Here is a 17,989-nt window from a genome sequence, read left to right as displayed (position 1 = left end):
ATCTTACATTCCAATCTAATTATGAATCTGAGAAAATCTTATGCATATCCAATTAAGTAACAATTGAAAAGCAGGAGATTTTCGATGGATTTTGCTCTGACTGTGAGGTGACGGGAGTGTTACAAAGCAGAAGAAATTCTCCTGACAGAAAGGAGAATTTATGAAAAAAGGAACTTACGCAAGAGCAAGGCGGGATCACAAGGACACGTTATTTCGGATGATATTCAGTACGAGGGAAAGTCTGCGGAGTTTGTACAATGCAGTGAACCATTCGAATTATGCAGATCCGGCGGAACTGGAGCGCGTGGCGGTTCATCTGCGCGAGGGAAAGACGCTGACGGAGTCGCGAAAGCTGGCAGCGGCGGAAGTCGGGCAGTAGGAATTAAACTGGGTGCGAAAAAATAAAAAGTTTATCAGCGAAAGCGTAGAAATGAAAATGAGCACCCTGGAAATGAAAGACTCAAAAATCGGCATGTGACTCAAACTTAAAATTTGAATGACTCATTTATGAGCGCATAAAAGCTCATAAATGAGTCATTTTTTGCACTCTGAAAAGAAATGAGACAAGAACGGGTCATTTCTGGAAGATCATCAAAAAAATAAATAAAAATTTTAAGTCGACAAAAACCTTGTATTTACAAGGAGAATCTCGATTTTTTTGGAAAATAAAAAATAAAAATATTAAATAAAATCGAAAAACGTAAAAGTTGGCACGGAACTTGCTGTATATATGAGTATCAAGCAAAAGTATCAAGCAAAAAGAAAAATATATTACATGGAGGGAACACATTATGAAAGTTGGCGTATTGAAAGACATCAAAGTAGGCGAGTACCGTGTCATCGCAACCCCGGCAGAGGTAAGCATGCTGGTAGGTGACGGCAATGAGGTTTACGTTCAGAAGGGCGCGGGCGAAGGTTCTGGATTCCCGGATGAGGCATATGTGAAAGAGGGCGCGAAGCTGGTTGATACAAAGGAAGAAATTTATGCAACCTGCGATTTCGTCGCAAAGGTAAAAGAGTTTGAACCGTGCGAGTACAAACTGCTCCGTGAAAACCAGATCGTATTTACCTGCATCCATCCAGCAGCACATCCGGAAGAGGTACAGGCACTTCTCGACAGCAAGTGTATTGCATTTACCGCAGAAGATTCCCACCGTTACGGTTCACCGAACTGTGAGGCAGCTGGTAAGGCGGGTGCACTCTTTGGCCTGGAATCCCTGCTTTCCATCAACGGCGGCAAGGGCAAATTCGTCAACGGTCTCGGCGGTGCTCCGGGCGTTAAGGCGCTGGTCATTGGAGGCGGCGTGGTAGGACGCGCAGCAATCTCTGTTCTTCATGCGCTGGGCGCGTGGGTAACGGTTATGGATATTAATATCGGAACCCTGCGTGATATCGGAAAACAGTTCAATGAGGAAGTCAACACCCAGATTTCCAACCGTTATAATCTGAAAAAGATTTTACCAGAGATAGATGTCGTATATAATTGTGTTAGATGGCCGAAGGATGCCAAAGAATACATGATCGACCGCGAGATGGTCCGCTCGATGGAGAAAGGTTCCGTTATCGTAGATATTAGCAACGATTATGGTGCAATCGAGACATTCCATGAGACCACCCATGAAAATCCGCGCTACATCGAAGAAGGTGTCGTACATTATTGCGTAAGCAACATTCCGGGCGCAATTTCCCAGTCTACCTCGATCGCATACGCAGCATCCGTACTGCCGCACTTCAGAAGCATCATCAACAATGGCGTGGCGCAGGCGTGTGCAAAGGATGGTTTCCTGCGCCGCAGCTTAACCACCTACAAGGGATACTTAACCCATGAGGAGACAAGTGCTATCCAGGGCAGACCGTGGGTTCGTCCGGAAGACATCTTAGAGATCGCAGATCAGAAACTGGATCTGGCTCCGTCGGCAACCAAGAGCCATTCGGATAACTTTATCAAATTAGAGAAGTGATTTTCAGATAAAGGATATCGGCAGAACGCTTTTCGTGAAACGTATGGGGATACGGATGAAAAGCGCTCTGCCATTTGAGGGGAGAATAGAAGCGCTTCCAGATGGGAAATAGCTGGAGGCGCATTTGATACAGAAGAATAGGAGGGGTATCTGTGAGTGTTACAGACATTTTAGTGGACTTTGCGATCGCATCGTTTTTTATCGCGGTTGGTCAGCTTTTACGTGCAAAAGTGCCGTTGGTACAGAAATTTTTCATTCCGCCAAGCATGATTGCCGGATTTATCGCGCTGGCACTCGGGGCGCAGGGACTGGGAATCCTGCCGTTTTCTGAAAATATTGGTTCTTATGCAAGTGTTCTGATTATCCTGATTTTCGCAGGTGTCGGAATTAATGGATTTTCTTTCAATAAGAAAGATTTTAAAGCGGAAATTGACCGGATTGGTTCTTATTTTTCCTATAAAGTGCTGGCACAGGCGATTCAGTTTTCACTGGCACCGTTGTTTAGTATTTTAGTAATTTCGAAATTATTCCCGAACATTAACTATGGCTTCGGTCTGCTGCTGGCAGCTGGTTTCTCCGGCGGACACGGAACGGCAGCGGCTGTTGGTACCGCGTTTGAGAGACTGGGTGATCTGGATGCAATGGATATCGCGATGACCTGTGCAACTGTTGGTATTTTATCGGGTATCTTTGGCGGTCTGTTCTTCATCAAGCTGGGAACGAAAAAGGGCTGGACCAAATATATGAAAGGCTTCAATCAGATCTCCGATGATCTGCGCTGTGGTCTGGTGCCCAAAAATGAGCGCAAGTCGATGGGCGAGGAAACTATTTCATCCAACGTCCTGGATCCGCTGGCATGGCATCTGGCAGTGATGCTGATCGCATCCGGTATCGGTGTGGGACTCAGCAAGGGAATCTATGCAGCGATCGGTCTGGATCTGCCGAATTACCTGATGGCATTTTTGACCGCGATCGTGATGTTCCTCGTTTTCCGAAAAGTCGGCGTCGGTGATTATATTGATGAAAATGTAGTGGGACGTATCTCCGGTACTGCGACGGATTATCTGGTGTTTTTCGGAATCGCTTCCATCAAACTGGCAGTTATCGTTAAATATGCAGCTCCGCTGGCACTTCTTCTGCTCTGCGGTATTGTAATCGTAGTGGCAACCCTGATGTTCTTTGGTCCGGCGATGAACCGCGGCAGCTGGTTTGAGCGCGCGATCTTCGTATTTGGCTATTCAACGGGCGTTTTTGCGATCGGCTTCATCCTTCTTCGAATCGTTGATCCGGAAAACCGCTCCAAGACGCTGAACGATACTGCATTTGCAGCGCCGTTTACAACTCCGGCAGAGATGTTTGCGTGGTCGATGGGACCGATGATGCTCTTAAATGGCAGCCATTGGAAGTTTATCGGCATCTATTTGGTAATCATGGCAGCATGCATCATCGCAAATATCGTATTTAAATGGTGGTGGCTGAAACTTCCGCTGGATCGCCCAGGTGTGGAGGAGATCGGATAAACTTGTCTTTGCCTGTTTCCTCTGATACACTTGGAACAGGTGTAAACATAACACCGTTGTCAGGCCGGATGAACGCAGATTCAAGTCGAACGTCCGTGAGACTTAGCGCGTGATTCCGGTCAGCGGTGTTTCAGACAGGGGAGAAATGCATGGAGTTTTTAAGACAGTTATTTCATGGAAAAGGATATATTGACGGAATCACGATCATCAACCTGGATGGCGAGATTCTGTTTTCAGCAAAGTTAAATAGTAAATTTTCAAACCGGAAAGAGAGAGAAGCTTACCAGGCGCTGGTGGGACAAAATTTTTTCGATGTATTTGAAAACCTGAACGCTAAGAACAGCAGCATGATCCGGGCGATGGAGGTCGGACTGCCGGTTTACGTGGAAAACCAGCTGCTTCAGACCAAGGGGCAGGAGGGCATCCATATCAGCTCTCTTTCGATTCCGATCAAGAGCGGGCGCGCCGTGGTGGGCGCGATCGATCTGTCGATGGAGGAGATGACAGACGGCGAGGAAGAGCCGGAGAGTGTGGAACTGACTTCGGAACAGATCCCGGTCGGCGGCGCTGGAAAGCTGAAAAAACACAGCGGCGCATCTTTTACGATGGAAGATATCATCGCAGTGGATGAAAAAATGAAAAATGCCAGAGACTATATACCGGTGGTGGCGGCGTGCGATCTGCCGGTTATGATCTATGGGGAAACGGGAACCGGAAAAGAGGTGTTTGCACAGTCGATCCACAATGCCAGTGAACGGAGGGATAAACCGTTTATCGCGCAGAACTGTGCGGCGCTGCCGGATACCTTGCTCGAAAGTATCTTATTTGGAACGTCCAAGGGCGCGTTTACCGGGGCAATGGAAAATAAGGGACTCTTTGAGCTGGCGGACGGCGGAACACTGTTTCTCGACGAGATCAATTCGATGCCTCTGTTTTTGCAGTCAAAGCTTCTGCGGGTTCTGCAGGACGGCAGTTTCCGCAGCCTGGGCGGCAGTGAGACGAAACGCACGAATGTGAAGATCATTGCGGCGACCAATGTGGAACCGCTTGAGGCGATCGAGAAAGGACAGCTTCGGCGCGATATTTATTATCGTCTGAGCATGATGTCGATCCGGATTCCGCCGCTGCGGGAACGGAAGGCGGATATTGGACATTTTGTCAAGTTTTATGTAAACAAACACAATGGCACGTTCCACAAGCAGGTTCAGTATGTGTCAAAGGATCTGCTAAAAAAACTGGAAGAATATGACTGGCCAGGCAATGTCCGGGAGCTGGAACACGTGATCGTTTACGGCATGAGCATGGTGGATGAGACGAGCGCCCTGCTCCAGTATAAAGACATCAAGGGAAAGCTTCTGCTGGAAAAGCAGGCGGACAGGAAAAAGGCGCCGGAAAGCCTGGAAGAAGTTCCAAAACTCTGCTCGTCGCTTCGTGAGGCGGTGGCTGCCTATGAGGAAAAACTGATTTGGCAGGCGTTGGAGGCGGCGCACGGAAATATATCTGAGGCAGCGCGGATTCTGGATGTGCCGAGGCAGACGCTGCAGAGAAAGGCGAGCCAGCTGCGGGGCGAAAAGGCGAAGGAAAAACAGGAAAAAGAAATCTGAGCGATGGAGGATAGATACGGAAAATTGAGGACGATGCGGGAAGCAGAACCAGCAGAATCAGCCCGGAAAGGATGGAACGCTCAGACAGAATAACAGGAGGAAATGCAGAAATGGAGAAATACATTGGAAAATATTCTGTAAAAGATTTTTTATATCTGATTCTGGGCGCATTTATCTACAGTATCGGCACGCACAGCTTTATTGAGACGGCGAATATTGCGCCGGGCGGTGCGGTCGGCGTGGCACTGATGTTAAACCATGTGACGAACCTGCCGGTCGGACGGCTGACACTGATGGTCAATGTGCCGCTTTTAATATTGGCGTGGTTTCATTTGAGCCGTGCCTTTGCGCTGCGGACGGCGTTTGCGTGCGGAATCTGTTCGGTGGTGCTTGACTACGTGATCGCCCCGGTCTTTCCGGTTTATATGGGCGACCAGCTTATGGGAAGTCTCTACGGCGGCATTCTGGTCGGCGTCGGCATGGCGTTCATCTTTCTGTCCGGTTCGACGACGGGCGGCAGCGATGTGGTCGGCTACCTGCTCCAGAAGAAATATCCGCATGTCTCGATCGGGCGCGCCCTGATGATGATCGATGGAATCATCCTCTCCACCTCGATCTTCGTCTTTGGAAATGTCGATGCGGCACTGTTCGGACTGATTTCCCTGTACGCGCAGACGAAGGTCATCGACATGATCATCTACGGAAATGATGCCGGAAGCGAGGCGTCGATCGTGACGAAATACCCGCAGAAAATCGCAGAACGTGTCATTAAGGAAATTGACCGTACGGTAACGCTGCTTCCGGGCAAGGGCGGCTACAGCGGCGAGGACACAACGGTGGTTTTATGTACCGTCCGCAAAACGGAGTTCAATCGTTTAAAACGCATTATTGCGGAGACGGATGAGAATGCGTTTGTGATTGTGAAGGAAACCTCGGGCATTTTTGGACTTGGGTTTAAGGATGTAGCGGAGGCACAGCAGTAAATAAATATACAAATGAAAGAAAAGGTATGAGCAGGAAAATGGCTCATACCTTTTTTTCGGATGTAGAAGATGTAGTTTGCATTTTTAAGAGTTCGTTGATTTGATTTTCCACAAATTTCTTATAGTCATCATCTAATTGATTGTATTTATCCGTAATGAGGGAAAGAACATTTGCATTTCCGTTTAAGCGGCTTAGATCATCGTCGGTATCATCCAGAAGCCAGTTTTTATCGACATGGTACATCAGGGAAACACAGTTGATGAAGATCTGGGTCGGCTTTACAATTCCGCGTTCAATATTAGCGAGATTTCCTCTTGAAATACCAATCGATTCGGCAAATTCAGCTTGTGTCATTTTGTTTGTTTTACGAATCAGTTTTAGTTTGTCTGTGAATTTCACGATGTTATACCTCCGCAAGATTATAGTATCAAATAAGAATGTTTGTGTCAATGCAAAAAGTAATCATACAAACATTAATCAAGTTATAAAGCATTGACATAAGCTATTTTCAATGCTAATATGTAATTAAACAAGCAAAAACACAAAAGAAAATGTAACCAGATAAGCAAGGGGGAGCACGGTTGTATCAAAGCAATGAAGGCAGAGTAAAGACTGCAGATGAGATAGAAATGCTGGTAAAGCAGTTAACCCCGGCCAACCGGCTGAGAATCTTAAGTTCCATGGATGCGCTGTTATACAGCCAGCAGGTGCAGCGGGAAAAAACTCTGAAAAAGAATGCATAAGGAGGGCAATTTATGAGACGGAAAAAATATATTTGGGCGGTAGCGGGAGCATTATCACTGATGCAGTGTATTTCTGCGTATGCGGGAACCTGGACACAGGAGACCTTGGGAGAGACCAAAAGATGGATCTATACGAATGATGATGGAAGTACGGCAGATTACGAGTGGGTGAAAGATAATGGAGATTGGTATTACTGCGGGCGCTGGGGTGTCATGGAGACAAATACATCCGTAGACGGATATTATATAGGTGCAGATGGCAAGATGATTTCAGAGGGCGACACGCTGAACCCATTATACGGAGAACGGGTTTGCGGAACCTGCTATATGAAGGTCAACAGCGCGGAGGACTGTGGCTCGTATTATAAAGCGAATGTGACGCTGTCTGACAGTTCCTATTATACGAATGATGAATTAAATCAGGTGGGAGATGTAGGAAGTAAAATATGGATTGAAGCCAGAGGAGATTATGGAAAGATTTCATGTGTAGATATAAGTACCTCTGGAGATATGGGAATCGAAGTGAAATATGGAAATGATACATATTATTTCACAAAGGAAGATGCTGTATACACACCTTATAAAGGGGAAGAGGAGACGCTGATGCGGAAAATAAAAGATACGGAAGTTCTGATCCCGAAAAATGTTGAGATTATTCCTGCAAATGGATTTGAAGTATATAAAGCGACGCTTGATACCTTTGTAAATGAAAAAATGGCACGTCTTGTACCAGTATTTGACGGAAATACGGTTTGTGCCCTTTATGACGATATTATCAACCATGCAGACTAAATGAGGAGTATAGAAATATGAATCAGGAAATGGCTGGAAATTTGCAGGATCTGAGAGATATTCGGCGGCAGATGGACTCTTACTATGGAATTGGACAGGAATATTTCCGGCAAAAGCAGTTATATCAGAGATATGAAAAATCGAAAGAGAAATGGGCACCGAAAAATAAGTTAAAATATATTCTTATAAGTATTATTGCGGGATGCTTTTTTGGAGCGATTGGACGACCAATTGGTATCGCAGTTGCGATTGGGCTCTTTTTCTTCTATGGTCCAATCTCTAATTCAAAGAAGAAATTATGCGACCAGAAACAGGAGGAATTAAATGCAATCCTGGAACGGTATCGGGAGGCGTATGGACCGGTGGCAGAAAAATGTGAACGCCTGCTTCTGAACAAAGACGAATATAACACGCCTATGTCGGTGGACTATCTGATTCATATGATAGAAACCGGGCGGGTTGATTCGATGAAAGAACTCTATGACAAGCTGGATGAACAGCTTCATCGCTGGACGATGGAGAAGTTGCAAAAAGATCAGCTGGATGTACAGATAGAGCAGAGCAGACAGCTCAGAGAAATTTCAAAGTGGCAGAAAGTTCATGTGGCAGTGGATGCCGCTCACTTTATAAGTAGTTTTAGATAACAGATTAGGTAGAAAAGGGAAAATCAGAAATGGATATAATTGGTTATATAAAAGAATACTTTTCCAGAGCATCCGATTTTGTTGGGGAAGAGTATGGTGAGAGTTATCGCAGGTATTGCCTTATTGAAGTGATTGGTTTCGTTGCATTCATGTTTGCTATGAAGGTGATGTCGGTGGTGCTTCAACCAATAGTACAAATTGGTATTTTTAATATTCCTCTTGCAATTTTACTTTTTGCATTTCCTATTATATGGGTAGAACCACTTGTTGCGGCTACGGTAAGGAGAACATGGACATTAGGGCGTTCAAGATTATGGGTCATTGTTGTAATGATGCCAATTTGGCCTTTGGCAGCATGGCTTTTCCTTGGAGCAGATCCGGAAAAGTAGGTGTAATAAATGAGAGCAAAAAATTTATAAGAACCTGCCGGGATATACAGGCAACAAGGCGAATATAGATAACATAAGAATGCATCAGGAGCGGTGCACTTGAACGAATGGTTTGAAACACACCCGTTTTTAAAACAAATGCGAAGGCGGCTGTCAGTGGAATTGGCAGTCTGCCTTCTTTTATTTTGCGGCGTCTTTCTGGCGGCACGGTATGCGGGGCTGGCATCAGCGGGGGCGGACGCTGTGCTTGGAAAGGAAAAGCCGATTGTTTTTCTGGACGCCGGGCACGGGGATTTTGATCCGGGAAAGGTGAGTGTGGACGGAAGCCTGGAAAAGGACATCAATCTGGCAATCGCGAAGCGCCTTAGATGGTATCTGGAGCAGTCGGATGTGGAGGTTGTGATGAGCCGGGAGGATGACCGGGGACTTTACGATACGTCAGCCGGAAGCCGGAAAATGTCCGACATGAAAAACCGCTGCGCCCGCGTCGAGGAATCTGGCGCGGATCTAGTCGTCAGCATCCACCAGAACAGCTACCATCAGGAGGACGTATCCGGTGCGCAGGTATTTTATTACCGGAAGTCAGAGAAGGGGAAACGGCTGGCGGAAATACTGCAAAAGCGCTTCGACTATGCGCTGGGAGACCAGAACCGCAGAAAAGCCAAACCGAATGACAGCTATTACCTCCTGCTCCACGTCAAATGTCCGATTGTCATCGTCGAGTGCGGATTTTTGTCTAACTGGAAAGAGGCGGCACTGCTGAAAACAGAAGAATACCAGGACCGCGTGGCGTATACGCTGCATATGGGGATTATGGAGTATCTGAATGGGCGCTGAAACCTTGAACTGGCGAGGAATCTTGTGTATACTAGGAGTACTTAGCGAGGTGTTTTCGAGCTTAGTACGGAAGATAGATTTATTCATTGTGAGATAGTAGAAAGAAGAGTCAATATGCAAAACGAAACGAAAAAAGAACTTCACACCCAGATGTGGAAGATAGAAAATCCAAAGGACTTTACGGCGCATGACCGGGAGGTGCTTGAGAAGGCGGCAGCGATCATCCGCGCGGGCGGTCTGGTGGCATTTCCGACGGAAACGGTGTACGGATTGGGGGCGAATGCGCTGGATGAGGCGGCAGCGAAGAAGATTTATGCGGCGAAGGGACGCCCTTCTGACAACCCGCTGATCGCGCATGTGTCCTGTCTGGAGGAGATCGCGCCGCTGGTATCGAATATGCCGGAAAATGGCAAAAAGCTTGCAAAGGCATACTGGCCGGGACCGATGACGATGGTATTTCCTAAGAGCGCGATCGTGCCGTATGGAACGACCGGCGGGCTTGATACGGTGGCGATCCGGATGCCGTCCGATCCGATCGCGGCAGAGTTAATCCGTCTGTCCGGCGTGCCGATCGCGGCTCCGAGTGCAAATACATCGGGACGCCCAAGCCCGACGCGCGCCGATCATGTGCTTCAGGATATGGACGGAAAGATCGATGCGATCATCGACGGCGGTCCGGTTGGAATCGGTCTGGAATCGACGATTGTGGATGTCACGGAGGAAATGCCGATGGTTTTAAGACCGGGTGCGATCACCGTGGAGATGCTGCGTGAAACGGTCGGGGAAGTCGGCATTGATCCGGCGATTTTAGGACCGGTCAGCGCGGATGTGCGCCCGAAAGCACCGGGAATGAAATACCGCCATTATGCACCGAAAGCCGATCTGACACTGGTCGAGGGCGAGACGGAGGCAGTTGTGGAGACGATCAACCGCCTGGCAGGCGAAAAGCTGGCAGAAGGGCGCAAGGTTGGAATTATCTGCACGGACGAGACGAAAGACCGTTACCCGGCGGGGATGCTGGAAAGCATCGGTGCGCGGGCGCATCAGGAGACTGTTGCACACAACCTGTATGCAGTTCTGCGCGATTTCGACGATCGCGGCGCGGAATATATCTTTTCGGAAGGATTTTCGGAAGACAATTTAGGACGGGCGATTATGAACCGGCTCAATAAGGCGGCTGGCTATCATATTTTGAAGGTGTGAGACGATGCGGTACTTATTGGCGGCGATTAATGCCAAATATATACATTCAAATCTGGGAATTTACAGCCTGAGACGGTATGCGATGGAGCGGCTGGGGCTGGGACAGAAGGATGAGCAGGGGGCGGCTGTTGGAATGGAAATGGTTTCGGAGGCAGCAGAAGGCGCGAATCGAACGAAAACCGTGTCGGAAATCCAGATCGATCTCGGCGAGTACACCATCAACCACCAGATGGATCAGATTCTGCAGGATATTTACCGGAGAAAACCGGATGTGGTGGGATTTTCCTGTTATATCTGGAATATCGTTTACGTGAAGGAACTGATCCACGATTTGAAAAAGGTTCTTCCGCAGGTCCGCATCTGGATGGGAGGTCCGGAGGCTTCCTATGACGCGGTTCACCTGATGGATGAGCTGCCGGAGGTCGAGCTGATCATGCAGGGCGAAGGCGAGGAGACCTTTACGCGGTTGGTGGAGGCGTGTGAGTGCGGGACGGAGGTTTGTTTTTCAGAGCTCCCAGGCATTGTCCTACGCCGTTCGGATGGCACCATCGAGGTCCATCGTCCGGCGCCGCTCATGAATCTGGACGACATTCCATTTTCCTACGGAGATTTAAGCGGGCTGGAACACCGCATTATCTACTATGAGAGCAGCCGTGGATGTCCATTTTCCTGTAGTTACTGTCTGTCCTCGATTGATAAAAAAGTGCGGTTCCGCAGCCTTTCGCTGGTGACGAAGGAACTGCAGTTTTTTCTTGACCGGAGGGTGCCGCAGGTAAAGTTCGTAGACCGGACGTTTAACTGCAAAAAGAGCCATTCGATGGCGATCTGGCAGTATTTGCTGGAACACGATAATGGAATTACTAACTTCCATTTTGAAATTTCATCGGATCTTCTGGATGATGACGAGCTGGCGCTGATGAAACAGATGCGTCCGGGGCTGATTCAGCTGGAAATCGGTGTGCAGACGACGAACCTGGTGGTTGTGAAGGAGATCCGGAGGACGATGGATCTAGACAAGGTGGCGCGCCGTGTGGCGCAGGTCAACACCTTTGGCAACATCCATCAGCATCTCGACCTGATTGCGGGGCTTCCGTATGAGGATATCGAGAGCTTTCATCGTTCCTTCAACGATGTATACAAAATGGAGCCGGAACAGCTTCAGCTTGGCTTTCTGAAGGTGCTGAAAGGTTCCTATATGGAAGAAAGGAAGCAGAAATACGGTCTGCTCAGTCAGAGCAAGCCGCCGTATGAGGTGCTTAGAACCAACTGGCTTTCCTATGAAGAGGTGATCCGTCTCAAGGGTGTGGAAGAGATGGTCGAGGTCTATTACAACAGCGGGCAGTTCCGCTGCACGATGAAATGCCTGTCGCAGGAATGGGGCGATGCGTTTGATTTGTATGACCGCCTGGCGGCATTTTATGAGGAAGAGGGACTGAATGGAGTGAGCCATAACCGGCTGGCGCGGTATGAGATTTTATACAGGTTCATTCAGAAATGGAGGAAGCAGGCAGAAATTTTTTCTATCGATGAGACATCCTATCAGGATCTTTTAATGTATGACCTCTACCTCCGCGAAAACGTCAAGAGCCGCCCATCCTTTGCCCCGGATCCGTCGGAGTGGAAGAACGAGACGAAGCAGTTTTTCATGCGCGAGGCGAAGGAACGCCGTTATTTGAAGGGCTACGAGGCATACGATTCCAGGCAGATGGCGAAAATGGCGCATTTAGAGCGGATGGAAGACGGAAGCTTTGTGCTGTTTGATTACAAAAACCGGGATGCTCTGTTTGGCAATGCGGCGGCATTTTCCATTTCCCAGGATGAAATATAGTGAGAAATGGGATTTTCTAGAGAGAGACAGGAAAAAGAAATTGCGTATGGCGGCAGTCTGAACACCTGAGAATGGGAAGAAATGTAAGACAGCCATATTTTAAATTAGATGGATAGTAAACTGTTCAGTAGGTCTGTGCATTTACTGCGCGTGACTGTGAAGGTACTGAACAGTTACGATGGATAAATAAAATGGAAAAAACAGACAATTCTTATATAGCGATTGACCTGGAGACAACAGGGTTAAATCCCAAAACCGAGCGGATCATCGAGATTGGCGCGGCGCGGGTGGAAGATGGAACCGTGGTGCAGACGTATTCGACGTTTGTCAACCCGGAGCGGGAACTGGATGCGCGCATCCGGGAGCTGACGGGAATCTGTGACGATGATTTGAAGGATGCGCCGGTGCTGGATACAGTTTTGCCGGAACTTCTGGCATTCTGCGGGGAGCTGCCGCTTCTGGGGCATCATGTTATCTTTGATTTCAGCTTTCTCAAGCGGGCGGCGGTCAACCGGAAGTATACATTTGAGCATGCGGGGCTTGATACCTTGAAAATCTGCCGCCATTTTATGCCAGAGGAGGAAAAAAAGAATCTGGCAGCCGCGTGTCGGTATTTTGCGGTGGATCCGGGCGAGAGCCATCGGGCGCTTTCGGATGCGCTGGCGGCGCACCATCTGTATCAGGAGCTTAAAAACAGGTATTTTCTGGAAGTGCCGGAGGTGTTTGCACCGCAGCCTTTGATTTACAAGGTAAAACGCGAACAGCCCGCGTCAAAAAAGCAAAAAGAAGTCTTGCGGGAATTACTAAAATATCATAGAATAAATTTATCTGCGCAGATTGATTCGCTTTCGAAAAATGAGATTTCGAGACTTACGGATCAGATTATCGCGCAGCATGGCAGAATGCAGAAGAGGTGAGAGATATGTTTAAATTTTCAAATCAGAAAACACGCCAGATCGTATCAGCGGTTGTTATTATAATCGTAGTAGTAGCGATGGTAGCGGGAACCATTTTGGCAGGTCTTATGATGTAAAGGTTCGGTAGATGATGAAAAAAAGAAATTGGATGGCAGGCGTATGCGGTGCGGCAGTGATGGGACTGCTTATAGCCGGTACGGGCACCGCGTCAGCGGGGACGATTCCCACGGGTTTTCAGGTCGGTGGGTTTGATCTTTCCGGGATGACGCGGGAAGAGGCGGATCAGACGATTGAAAAATCCATCGGGGAGATGGAAAATCAGACCATTTCGATCCGGGTAGAAGGTCATGAGGTTCAGACGAAGGCGGCGGAGCTGGGATTTTCCTGGGTCAACCAGAACGAGATTGATGAGGAAGTGGAGAAACTTTCCGGCGGAAATCTTCTGCGCCGGTATCTGAATCAGAAGGAATTAGAGCAGTCCGGTGTGGATCTGCAGATTGAGACAGCGGTCGATGAAGCGAAGGTTGCCGAGTTTGTGCAGACCCGGTGCGCGGAATTTACGACAGCGCCGCAGGACGCCGTGATCACGCATGAAAATGGAGTCTTTCAGGTCAGCCAGTCTTCGGCGGGACAGGAAGTGGACATAGATGCGACGACAAAAGCACTGAATGAGGCGCTCGCGGGCGGTCTTTCGGAACCGGTTTCGGTGGATGCAACAGTCAAAAATGCAGAGCCGACCCGCACGACAGAGGCATTATCTACGATTCAGGATGCACTTGGAACATTCAGTACCGGATTCAACCCGGGAAATGTGTCGCGTTCCAAGAATCTGCGGAACGGTGCGGCGAAGATCAACGGCACGGTTCTGATGCCGGGAGAAGAATTTTCGGCTTATACATGGCTGACCCCATTTACGGTGGAAAATGGCTATGCATCGGCAGGTTCCTATGCGAACGGTCAGGTAGTCGATACGGTCGGCGGTGGCGCCTGCCAGATCTGCACGACGCTCTACAATGCAGCGCTTCTGGCGGAGATGGATATCACCCAGCGCCAGAATCATTCGATGATTGTTACTTACGTTCCGGCATCGCAGGATTCGGCGATCGCGGGTACTTATAAGGATCTGAAATTTAAAAATCCATACGATACCCCGATCTATATGGAAGGGGCAGTGAACGGCGGGACTATTTCATTTACGATATATGGAAAAGAGACACGACCGGCAAACCGGACGATCAAATACGTTTCGGAGACACTGTCGAAGAAGGATCCGGGCGAGCCGATCACAAAGGTGGACGCATCTTTGAAGCCGGGTGCGAGGGTGAAGGAACAGTCGGCGCACTATGGGCTGCAGTCACGGCTCTGGAAATACGTCTACGTGGACGGCGTGGAGATGGAGAAAACCTTGCTGCAGACGGATACCTATATGGCATCGAAGGCAATCTACCGTGTAGGTCCGGCCGTTGCAGCTGCGGCACCGGCGGTTCCGGCTGGACCGCAGCCTGAGACACCGCAGCCTGAGACGCCACAGCCGGAAAATCCGGTTCCGGCACCGACGGAAGCACCGGCAGCACAGGAGCCGACCCCGGCACAGCCGCAGGGACCAGCCGGTCCGGCGCAGGAAGCAGCGCCGCCGATGGAGTGATAGCTTATATCGGATCATATATAGTGATGGTATGAGAGCAGAGATTTGTGGTAACATGGCGTGGTAAACGCAGAAAATTACTGTACTTGAATGTGAAGCTGGGAAAGGAATCAGAATGAACATAAAAGATGAAATTTTCGAGGCATACGGGGAGATGAAAGCCGAGCAGGATCTTCTGGCGGTCGGTTACACCGCGCTTCTTGGTACCTCGATGGCGGCAAAAAGCGGCGAGGCGGCGCTTTTGAACCGATTTTCTGCACGGTATGTGAGAGAATGCCAGAATCTCTATGAGAAATGGAATCCGTCTCCGCTTCTGGAGGCATTTGCTGCACATAAAGAGCGGAAAGTGCTGACCCGTCTCGGCGCATCTGCGTGGTATCCGGCGGGCGGGGGCGGCGTCATGGCAGCGCTGTGGCATTTTTTTGATGGATTCGGACTCGGATTTGAGATGGATCTTAGGAAACTTCCGATCCGCCAGGAGACGGTGGAGGTCTGCGAGGTATTTGACCTCAATCCATACCGTTTACAGTCCCAGGGCTGCATTCTGCTGACGGCGTCTAGCGGTCCGAAACTGCTCCAGAATCTGGAGAGAGAGGGCATTCCGGCGGCGCTCATCGGTCGGACGCGCACAGCGATCGGACGCGAGATTTACAGCGGCGAAGTACATAGCTTTCTTGACCGGCCAAAACCGGATGAGATAGATAAAATGAAAGACTTACCAAAATCCCATTAACAGGAGGTAGTAAAGTGAGAGAGAGAATTTTAGCGGTCATTGAAAAAAACAGCCGCATCAGCGTCAAAGAGCTGGCGGATTTACTCGGGGAAAATGAAGCTGCGGTCGCGGCGGAGATCGCCGAAATGGAAAATGAACATATCATCTGCGGTTACCATACCCTGATTAACTGGGATAATACAGATGAGGAGAAGGTCATTGCACTGATCGAAGTAAAGGTAACGCCGCAGCGCGAGATGGGCTTTGACAAGATTGCCGAGAGAATCTATCAGTACAGCGAGGTGACCTCGGTATACCTGATGTCCGGCGGCTATGATTTTACCGTTATGATCGAGGCGAAAACCATGCGTGCAGTTGCACAGTTTGTGGCAGAAAAGCTTTCCACGATCGATTCTGTGCTGAGTACCGCGACCCATTTTATTCTTAAAAAATACAAAGACCATGGTACCGTTCTCTGCGACGGTCCTCAGGATGAAAGGATGTTGATTGTTCCGTGAGAAACCCATTATCAGATACGATTGTAAATATTCCGCCGTCCGGAATCCGGAAGTTTTTTGACGTTGTCAGCGAGATGAAGGGCGCGATCTCCCTGGGCGTGGGCGAACCGGATTTTGATACACCGTGGCATATCCGCGAGGAGGGCATTTATTCGCTGGAAAAAGGACGTACCTTCTATACGTCGAACTCTGGTTTAAAGGAACTGCGCCAGGAGATCTGCCATTATCTGAAACGTCGTCAGCGTCTTGAGTATGATCCGAATACAGAAGTGATGGTAACAGTCGGCGGCAGCGAGGCGATTGATATCGCCCTGCGCGCGATGCTCAATCCGGGCGATGAGGTTCTGATTCCGCAGCCGAGTTACGTTTCCTATGTGCCGTGTACGGTGCTGGCGGGCGGTACGCCGGTCATTATCGAGCTGGAGGAGAAGGATGAGTTCCGTCTGACGCCGGAGAAGCTGCTGGAGAAAATCACACCGAAAACAAAGGTGCTGATTCTTCCATTCCCGAACAATCCAACGGGCGCGATCATGAACCGCACCGATCTGGAGGCGATCGCGAAGGTGATTGAGGAGAAGGATCTGTTTGTGCTGAGTGATGAAATTTATTCCGAGCTGACCTACAGTGGCAAGCACGTTTCCATCGCGGAGATTTCCGGGATGCGTGACCGCACGGTGTTGATCAACGGATTTTCCAAGGCATATGCGATGACCGGGTGGCGTCTCGGCTATGCGGCGGCTCCAGCGCTTATCTTAAAACAGATGCTGAAAATCCATCAGTTTGCGATTATGTGTGCGCCGACCACCAGCCAGTATGCAGCGGTTGACGCCCTGCGGAATGGCGATGAGGACATTGCCCGCATGAAGAAAGCCTACGATGAGCGCCGCCGCTATCTTTTGAGAGAGTTCCGGGGGCTCGGCATGGACTGTTTCGAGCCGTATGGAGCATTTTATATGTTCCCGTGCATCAAACGGTTTGGCATGACCTCGGATGAATTCGCAAACCGCCTGTTACAGGAAGAGAAGCTGGCGCTTGTGCCGGGCACCGCGTTTGGAGACTGCGGCGAGGGCTATCTGCGTGTTTCCTATGCGTATTCGCTGGAGGATCTGCAGAAGGCGATCGAGCGCATCAAGCGGTTTGTGGCACGGCTGGATGGAGAGAAGAAATGTTAAATATTGTACTCTATGAACCGGAGATGCCGATGAATACAGGAAATATAGGACGAAGCTGCGTGGCAACGAACACGCGGCTTCATCTGATCGAGCCTCTCGGTTTTAAATTGAATGATAAAATGGTAAAAAGAGCGGGTCTTGATTACTGGCCACATCTGGACGTGACAGTTTACAGCGATTTTAAAGATTTTCTGGAGAAGAATCCGGGCGCGCGCCCGTATATGGCGACCACGAAGACGACGCAGGTGTATACGGACGTTCACTACGATCCGGACTGCTATATCATGTTCGGACCGGAAAGCCGCGGCATCCCTGAAGAACTCCTGATCGAAGACCCGGAGCGCTGCGTCCGCATCCCGATGTGGGGTGAGACGCGTTCTCTGAATCTGTCAAACTCGGTGGCGATCATTCTGTATGAGGCGCTGCGGCAGAATGGGTTTGAGAAGATGAATACGGAGGGGCATCTGCATCACCTCCAGTGGAAATAAGGTGGATTCTGTCCCACACGTGCGTCATCAAC

General features: G+C 49.2%; 19 protein-coding genes. 18 read left to right on the top strand and 1 reads right to left on the bottom strand.

Features of this window, described 5'->3' with window-relative positions:
- Positions 1–160: 160 nt before the first annotated feature.
- The 5 genes from DW739_RS13345 to DW739_RS13325 all read left to right on the top strand — a co-directional run bounded on the left by DW739_RS13345 (position 161) and on the right by DW739_RS13325 (position 6,068).
- Complete coding sequence (locus DW739_RS13345; RefSeq protein WP_118472521.1) at positions 161–379, top strand: hypothetical protein; 219 nt, start codon at positions 161–163, stop codon at positions 377–379.
- A 412-nt stretch (positions 380–791) separates the two neighbouring features.
- Positions 792–1,961 (top strand): alanine dehydrogenase, encoded by a 1,170-nt coding sequence (locus DW739_RS13340; RefSeq protein WP_107001824.1) that lies wholly within the window; start codon positions 792–794, stop codon positions 1,959–1,961.
- A 152-nt stretch (positions 1,962–2,113) separates the two neighbouring features.
- Positions 2,114–3,481: a sodium/glutamate symporter gene (locus tag DW739_RS13335; RefSeq protein ID WP_022358860.1), complete on the top strand. Its 1,368-nt coding sequence runs from the start codon at positions 2,114–2,116 to the stop codon at positions 3,479–3,481.
- A 149-nt stretch (positions 3,482–3,630) separates the two neighbouring features.
- Positions 3,631–5,085 carry a sigma 54-interacting transcriptional regulator gene (locus tag DW739_RS13330; RefSeq protein WP_107001825.1) on the top strand — a complete coding sequence of 485 codons (1,455 nt, stop codon included), beginning with the start codon at positions 3,631–3,633 and terminating at the stop codon, positions 5,083–5,085.
- Between the two features lie 110 nt (positions 5,086–5,195).
- Positions 5,196–6,068 (top strand): YitT family protein, encoded by an 873-nt coding sequence (locus DW739_RS13325; protein WP_107001826.1) that lies wholly within the window; start codon positions 5,196–5,198, stop codon positions 6,066–6,068.
- A gap of 43 nt (positions 6,069–6,111) precedes the next feature.
- On the opposite strand, the gene DW739_RS13320 is transcribed toward DW739_RS13325, so the two are convergent.
- Complete coding sequence (locus tag DW739_RS13320) at positions 6,112–6,468, bottom strand: helix-turn-helix transcriptional regulator (protein WP_118696170.1); 357 nt, start codon at positions 6,466–6,468, stop codon at positions 6,112–6,114.
- A gap of 182 nt (positions 6,469–6,650) precedes the next feature.
- On the opposite strand from DW739_RS13320, the gene DW739_RS14985 reads away from it, so the two are divergent.
- The 13 genes from DW739_RS14985 (at position 6,651) to trmL (ending at position 17,957) form a co-directional block, all read left to right on the top strand.
- The gene (locus tag DW739_RS14985; protein WP_182427997.1) at positions 6,651–6,812 is read left to right on the top strand and encodes a hypothetical protein; all 162 of its coding nucleotides are present in this window, start codon (positions 6,651–6,653) and stop codon (positions 6,810–6,812) included.
- A 12-nt stretch (positions 6,813–6,824) separates the two neighbouring features.
- Positions 6,825–7,604, top strand: coding sequence for a hypothetical protein (locus DW739_RS13315; RefSeq protein ID WP_118743202.1), 780 nt, complete (start codon positions 6,825–6,827; stop codon positions 7,602–7,604).
- A gap of 17 nt (positions 7,605–7,621) precedes the next feature.
- Positions 7,622–8,248, top strand: coding sequence for a hypothetical protein (locus DW739_RS13310; protein ID WP_118696172.1), 627 nt, complete (start codon positions 7,622–7,624; stop codon positions 8,246–8,248).
- Positions 8,249–8,277: 29 nt separating this feature from the next.
- Positions 8,278–8,637, top strand: coding sequence for a hypothetical protein (locus tag DW739_RS13305; RefSeq protein ID WP_118696173.1), 360 nt, complete (start codon positions 8,278–8,280; stop codon positions 8,635–8,637).
- Between the two features lie 99 nt (positions 8,638–8,736).
- On the top strand, positions 8,737–9,474 hold the full coding sequence (locus DW739_RS13300; RefSeq protein ID WP_347560722.1) for an N-acetylmuramoyl-L-alanine amidase: 738 nt from the start codon (positions 8,737–8,739) through the stop codon (positions 9,472–9,474).
- 150 nt (positions 9,475–9,624) lie between these two features.
- Positions 9,625–10,677, top strand: coding sequence for an L-threonylcarbamoyladenylate synthase (locus DW739_RS13295; protein ID WP_182428001.1), 1,053 nt, complete (start codon positions 9,625–9,627; stop codon positions 10,675–10,677).
- Positions 10,678–10,681: 4 nt separating this feature from the next.
- On the top strand, positions 10,682–12,505 hold the full coding sequence (locus tag DW739_RS13290) for a B12-binding domain-containing radical SAM protein (RefSeq protein ID WP_118743201.1): 1,824 nt from the start codon (positions 10,682–10,684) through the stop codon (positions 12,503–12,505).
- Positions 12,506–12,696: 191 nt separating this feature from the next.
- Positions 12,697–13,422: a 3'-5' exonuclease gene (locus tag DW739_RS13285; RefSeq protein WP_022358853.1), complete on the top strand. Its 726-nt coding sequence runs from the start codon at positions 12,697–12,699 to the stop codon at positions 13,420–13,422.
- A 127-nt stretch (positions 13,423–13,549) separates the two neighbouring features.
- Complete coding sequence (locus DW739_RS13280; protein WP_243021951.1) at positions 13,550–15,067, top strand: VanW family protein; 1,518 nt, start codon at positions 13,550–13,552, stop codon at positions 15,065–15,067.
- Positions 15,068–15,182: 115 nt separating this feature from the next.
- Entirely contained in the window at positions 15,183–15,800 is a 618-nt protein-coding gene (locus DW739_RS13275) for an AIR synthase-related protein (protein ID WP_243023782.1), read from the top strand.
- Positions 15,801–15,814: 14 nt separating this feature from the next.
- A complete protein-coding gene (locus tag DW739_RS13270; protein ID WP_022358850.1) occupies positions 15,815–16,297 on the top strand; it encodes an Lrp/AsnC family transcriptional regulator in 483 nt (160 codons plus the stop codon).
- A complete protein-coding gene (locus tag DW739_RS13265; RefSeq protein WP_118492791.1) occupies positions 16,294–17,469 on the top strand; it encodes an aminotransferase class I/II-fold pyridoxal phosphate-dependent enzyme in 1,176 nt (391 codons plus the stop codon). The genes DW739_RS13270 and DW739_RS13265 overlap by 4 nt, the downstream gene beginning before the upstream one ends.
- Entirely contained in the window at positions 17,463–17,957 is a 495-nt protein-coding gene (gene trmL / locus DW739_RS13260) for a tRNA (uridine(34)/cytosine(34)/5-carboxymethylaminomethyluridine(34)-2'-O)-methyltransferase TrmL (RefSeq protein WP_022358848.1), read from the top strand. The genes DW739_RS13265 and trmL overlap by 7 nt, the downstream gene beginning before the upstream one ends.
- The last annotated feature ends 32 nt before the right edge of the window (positions 17,958–17,989 follow it).

Origin of the sequence: Clostridium sp. AM28-20LB, assembly GCF_003480665.1 — a bacterium.
Taxonomy (GTDB): Bacteria; Bacillota; Clostridia; order Lachnospirales; family Lachnospiraceae; genus Otoolea; species Otoolea fessa.
The sequence above is the reverse complement of the archived record's forward strand: the minus strand, read 5'-3'. Positions and strand labels throughout refer to the sequence as shown.